4 protein-coding genes and 3 pseudogenes are annotated in these 5,458 nt (G+C 59.4%); 4 read left to right on the forward strand and 3 right to left on the reverse strand.

Annotated features, from left to right (window positions below; genetic code table 11):
- The first annotated feature begins 250 nt into the window (after nt 1-250).
- Nucleotides 251-1,252 carry an IS30 family transposase gene (locus tag ACP7E6_RS29315; RefSeq protein WP_426233701.1) on the forward strand — a complete coding sequence of 334 codons (1,002 nt, stop codon included), beginning with the start codon at nt 251-253 and terminating at the stop codon, nt 1,250-1,252.
- A 341-nt stretch (nt 1,253-1,593) separates the two neighbouring features.
- Here ACP7E6_RS29315 and ACP7E6_RS29320 read toward each other — a convergent pair whose 3' ends face one another.
- Complete coding sequence (locus tag ACP7E6_RS29320) at nt 1,594-2,103, reverse strand: RES family NAD+ phosphorylase (RefSeq protein ID WP_426233703.1); 510 nt, start codon at nt 2,101-2,103, stop codon at nt 1,594-1,596.
- Nucleotides 2,100-2,450 (reverse strand): MbcA/ParS/Xre antitoxin family protein, encoded by a 351-nt coding sequence (locus ACP7E6_RS29325; RefSeq protein ID WP_037060397.1) that lies wholly within the window; start codon nt 2,448-2,450, stop codon nt 2,100-2,102. The genes ACP7E6_RS29320 and ACP7E6_RS29325 overlap by 4 nt, the downstream gene beginning before the upstream one ends.
- A 339-nt stretch (nt 2,451-2,789) precedes the next feature.
- Between ACP7E6_RS29325 and ACP7E6_RS29330 the strand changes: the two are divergent.
- The 3 pseudogenes from ACP7E6_RS29330 to ACP7E6_RS29340 all read left to right on the forward strand — a co-directional run.
- Nucleotides 2,790-3,721 (forward strand): annotated as a pseudogene (locus ACP7E6_RS29330) (ParB N-terminal domain-containing protein); the annotation flags it as partial.
- A gap of 13 nt (nt 3,722-3,734) precedes the next feature.
- Nucleotides 3,735-3,887: pseudogene (locus ACP7E6_RS29335) on the forward strand (DUF7007 domain-containing protein); the annotation flags it as partial.
- Between the two features lie 130 nt (nt 3,888-4,017).
- Nucleotides 4,018-4,942: pseudogene (locus ACP7E6_RS29340) on the forward strand (ArdC family protein).
- A gap of 14 nt (nt 4,943-4,956) precedes the next feature.
- Here ACP7E6_RS29340 and ACP7E6_RS29345 read toward each other — a convergent pair.
- Nucleotides 4,957-5,133 (reverse strand): hypothetical protein, encoded by a 177-nt coding sequence (locus ACP7E6_RS29345; protein WP_426233705.1) that lies wholly within the window; start codon nt 5,131-5,133, stop codon nt 4,957-4,959.
- Nucleotides 5,134-5,458 lie beyond the last annotated feature (325 nt).

The raw sequence follows: 5,458 nt of genomic DNA on the forward strand, positions 1-5,458 counted from the left end.
CTGGAGCCATCCGCCACCGCCCGGCCTACGCAACCCCGACCAGCTCCACCCGGGCGGCGGCTTACGTCTGTGTATCGGCAAATATAGAATCTTGCAAAATCAGTAATAACGAATAGGATTGTGTCGCGTCTCTAAATTTCTTACTTTGTCTCATCTTTAAATAGCTGTGACAGTCCGTGTGGCGGGGTACATTCTATTTCCAAGTGCGACATGCCAGTAATTTCAATGGCTTCACTTTGGAGATTTTGGCATGTCCAGATGCTATACGCAAATCACCCTCGCCGACCGGCGACGCCTACATCAGCTGGTGGCGGCAAAAGTTCCCGCCAACGAGATGGCCCGTCAGCTTGGCCGTCACCGCTCGACGATTTACCGCGAGATCAAGCGCAATACGTTTCGTGATCGCGAACTGCCGGACTACGACGGCTACTACAGCACGGTTGCTCACGATATCTCCAAGGAGCGGCGACGCCGGCTGAGAAAGCTGCGGCGCCACCCGAATTTACGCACGGAGATCATCAACCAGTTGGAGGCACGCTGGTCTCCAGAGCAGATCGCCGGGCGCCTGTTGTCGGAGAGGCTCAGTCTTGTTCGCGTCTGCAAAGAGACAATCTATCGCTTCATCTACAGCAAGGAAGATTATGGGCTAGGCCTCTATCAGTATCTACCGGAAGCGCGCCGCAAACGTCGTCCACTGCGCTCCAGGAAGCCGCGCGACGGTGCGTTCCCAGCCACGCATCGCATATCCCAACGTCCTGATTTTATTGGAGATAGATCGCAGTTTGGGCATTGGGAGGGCGACCTCCTCATCTTTGAACGCCCACTCGGACATGCCAATGTCACGTCCCTCGTGGAGCGCCGAAGCCGCTATACCGTTCTCATCAAGAATCCGAGCCGGCACTCACGCCCGATCATGGACAAGATCATCAGAGCGTTTTCTCCTTTACCGGCGTTCGCGCGTCAAAGCTTCACATTTGATCGCGGTACCGAGTTTGCCGGACTCAGGGCTTTGGAAGAAGGGATCGGTGCGCGTAGCTGGTTCTGCGACCCGAGTGCACCGTGGCAAAAAGGGACAGTCGAGAATACCAACAAGCGCATTCGACGCTACCTGCCTGGTACCACAGATCTGTCAGTTGTTTCACAACGCGACCTGATCCAACTCGCACGTCATCTCAACGACCAACCCCGTAAATGCCTTGGCTACAAGACACCAGCCGAGGTGTTCATGGCGCATTTGCAGGATGAGGCGTGATCCCCTACCCTGCAAAATGGGCATGATGCACTTGGGTTAGCTTCTCCAAAAAACATACGAATATTGAAGACGAGATATCGAACTCCCAGCCTCTTCCCGGGGCTCCTCGGCTACCGTCGCACAGGTTTCGGCGGCAGCCACTTTTCTCGGAGGTATCGCCGTCTTGGCTTCTACCGAGACTCCATGCTGGCGTTCGGTACACACCTGCCGCCGACTGCGGCGCAACTGAGCCTTCGCGTTCCTTGAAGAGCTCACTGAGAAGCGTCGGCAGCTTCGCGACGTCAATATGGGGCTCGCCAACGACTCAAGGGACTCGCAGAACGCGACAGTCGCATCTGAGCCTACCGCGACAGGCGATTTTCGTCGTCAATCAGGATGAGACGGGAAGGACCGGCGGTGCCCCATTTCCACAGCACCAGATTGAGGTCGCTCCCAGTCGCTCCGGGGGCGAAACTCCTGACAAGCAGGCCATTGTAGCCGGATGCGATTAAGCGGCGCGCGAAAGCTTGCGTCCTGGATTCGCCGCTCGCTTTCATCTGGTTGCGCCATGTGGAGTCGGCCAAACCTTCCACATCCATATGCTCGGTTGCCAGCGCTGCTTCGTCTCGAGAATCGAAGACGCGGTCGACCTCGGCATCACAAGAGACGAGCGTCGTCGGCTGAAGATTGCCGACTTGGTTGGCCTCTCTCAACGCTGTCATGATCGACAGGGACGAATAGAGGGCTGCCACTCCTCTTGGATTGAACCGTCCGCCGTAGAGTTCCGCGCCCCGGCCGGACAGGGGCTCGCTCGCATAGATCGGATTGAGCGCGCGATAGAGCTTCCCCTCGTAGCGGAAAGGTTGGATCAAGCGTGTACACCGGCATCGACGGCGTCGATATAGTCGAGCACTTCATTGGCCCGACCGCTACGGACGAGCTGCATTGCCGTCTGCCCGGAAAAGCCGGGCAGCGGCTCCGATCGGAACCAGGCATAAGCCATCAGGCCGGAGCCGAACCGAGGTTCCGTCTTGTTGATGATCTCGATCATTTCGCGCAACCGTCGCTGGGTCCGATCCGAGCGAACACGATCCTTGCGTTGGACGGCATCCTTTCCCAGGCCCGCCGTGTTGGCGACTTCCTCACTGGTGGTTCGGAAAGCCGCCGCGATCTTGCGGGGCGCGAAGAAACCTTCATCAGAATACTGAACCAGTCCCATTAGATCACCTCTCGTATCTTTGCCCCGAATATAGACGCTGAAGTGCGTCATTACAAGCGTCAAAAAGGGATAAGAGATGAAAATGGAGATGGAAAAAGGAAAAGCACTCGGTCGCAGATCGGTCCTCCCGTCGCCGCTCTCGCTCAACCTCCGTCTGCGAATCCCGGCCACTCGTCCTTCGCAAGGCTGTTAGCCTCGCTCGTGCTTCGCGGCAGGGCTGCTCGGTCGCAGCTGCGCCGGTCCGACCGCCCCGCGGTCCGGGAGGTGTCTTCAGAAAAGAATGAAGGCAGGAAGGACAGGCAGTGGGCCGCGTCCGTATCCCCCGGAAAGGAAACTCCCATGCAACTCATAAAGGTCGATCCGCGTTCGCTGAATGAAAATCCAGACGACGCCCGCCGCTCGAAATCATCGCCGCAATCGGATGCGTTGCTCCTGGCAACCGTGAAAGCCGTCGGCATCCTTCAGCCGCCCGTCATCTCGCCCGAGTTCGATGGCGGAAACGGTTGCATCATTCAGATGGTCATCGCCGCGTAAAGCAGGCCATTGCTGCGGGTCTGGAGGAAATCGACGTCCTTGTCGTGGAAGCCGCCAACGACAACGGCGCAATGCGCTCGATGATCGAGAACATCGCCCGCGAGCCGCTTAATGCGGTCGACCAGTGGCGCGGCATCGAACGCCTGGTCGCGCTCGGCTGGACCGAGGAAGCCATCGCCGTGGCGCTTGCCCTTCCCGTCCGCCAGATCCGCAAGCTCCGGCTTCTGGCCAATGTCTTGGCCGCCATGCTCGACCAGATGGCCAGGGGTGACATGCCGAACGAGCAACAGCTCCGCACCATCGCTGCCGCCTCGCTGGATGAGCAGAAGGAGGTCTGGAAAGCCCAGAAGCCGAAGAAGGGTGATACCGCGCAATGGTGGTCGGTCGCCAACGCGCTGAACAGGACGCGGATGTATGCAAAGGATGCGAGCTTCGGCGACGATCTTGCTGATGCCTACGGCATCGAATGGGCGGACGACCTGTTTGGGCCGGCCGACCAGGACAACCGCTACACGACGGATGTCGAAGCCTTTCTCGGCGCACAGCAGGAGTGGATGACGAGCAACCTGCCGAAGAAGGGCGCCATCGTCGAGGTCAACAACTGGGGCCAGCCGGAACTGCCGAAGAAGGCAAGCCAAGTCCATGGCAAGCCGGGCAAGGGCGATCACACCGGCATGTACATCGATCGGGAGGGCAAGGTCCAGACCGTCCATTATCGCTTGAGCCGCGTGCAACGTCAAAGTCCCTCTAATACTTCGAAATGCCTCCTGCTGGTATGAGGAGGATGCGGAGTGGGCCATCGTCGCTCTGACATTTCCAGATGTCTTTACGACCTACGAGCGGCACTGCTGTGATGAGACGGTCCGCAATACCTGGCCGGTTGAATGGGAGCAGATCCATGGTCGCCAGCTCGAGCCGGGCGAGTCCTGGACGAAGGACAAAACAGCTTTCAAGCAGAATCAGGTTGGCGACTGCATGGTGACCTCCGCGACGGACCGCGATCGGCGCGGTCTGGAAAGAAGGAAAAGTGAAGATGAACAGGAAATCGACAGGCGACCGCAGCGACATCTATACCCGGATTACCGACCGGATCGTTGCCGATCTCGAACAGGGGGTTCGTCCCTGGATGAAGCCGTGGAGCGTGGCAAACGCGCAGGGGCGCATCACACGACCATTGCGGCACAATGGCCTGCCCTATTCGGGCATGAACGTGTTGCTTCTCTGGTCGGAAGGGATAGCGCGAGGACTCTCCTCATTATGTGGATGACATTCAAGCAGGCGCTCGAACTCGGCGCCGCGGTTCGCAAGGGCGAGACCGGCTCGACGGTCGTCTTCGCCAGCCGCTTCACCAAATCCGAAAGCGATGGCCACGGAAACGAGATCGACCGGGAGATCCCCTTCCTCAAGGCATATTCGGTGTTCGACATCGAACAGATCGATGGACTACCCGATCGCTACTATGAGCAGCCGGTATCGGTTCTCGACCCGGTGGAGCGGATGGAGAATACCGATCGCTTCTTCCGCAACACCGGCGCCCTGATCCGGCACGGTGGCAGCCAGGCTTATTATTCCCCTGTCTCGGACCATATCCAGATGCCGCCGTTCGAGACGTTTCGCGATGCAACCGGCTACGTGGCGACGCTCAGCCATGAAGCCACACATTGGACGGCGCACCCGGACCGGGTTGGCCGCGATCTCAGCCGCTACGCCAAGGACCGAAGCGAACGTGCGCGCGAAGAGCTGATCGCCGAACTCAACAGCTGCTCCTCTGCGCCGATCTCGGCATCGTCCCGGAACTGGAGCCGCGACCCGATCACGCCTCCTATCTGCAGTCCTGGCTCCGCGTCCTGTCAGACGACAAGCGCGCGATCTTCCAGGCCGCGGCACATGCGCAGCGCGCTGTGAGTTTTCTTCATGATCTGCAAGGCGTAGCAGAAACGGGTACCAGGGCGGCTTGAGGCCAACCGGACGATCAGCGACGGTCGTCGTCCCCGCCGGCGGCCGTTGCCTCGACCGGGTCCCGTTCGACTTGTGGATCGCCGTTCAGCATGAGATCCAGCTTTCCCCAAATCGAGGGCTTGTTGGCATCGGACTTGAGTTTACGGGACGGCTTTTGCTCAACGATGAACTGCTTTGTCTGCTGAAGCATGGATCCTCCGGGCGACGATTCGCTGACGAACGATAGCGCGCGTTTGCGTGGCCACAACTGTGCCCCTGCCAGGGAAGCGTTTCAACTGGGGATGAACCGCGACCAACGGACTCCTTCAGGCGATCATGCCAGCGAACGCCATTCCTAAAGGGTCGAGCGTCGTGACCGCCATAGCCATCCCAACCGCCTGTTTCCGGCGCCCCATCTGCGGGCTCGATGGGGCATGTCTGACCGGAGAGCGGCTGCGCCTCGATCGTTTTCTCGCAACGGCAGCTGCAGATTTCTTACCCCGGACGGGACCCACCCCACTCGACAGGTCGAGCGG

It is taken from the genome of Pararhizobium sp. DWP3-4 (assembly GCF_049898205.1).
Taxonomy (GTDB): Bacteria; Pseudomonadota; Alphaproteobacteria; order Rhizobiales; family Rhizobiaceae; genus Pararhizobium.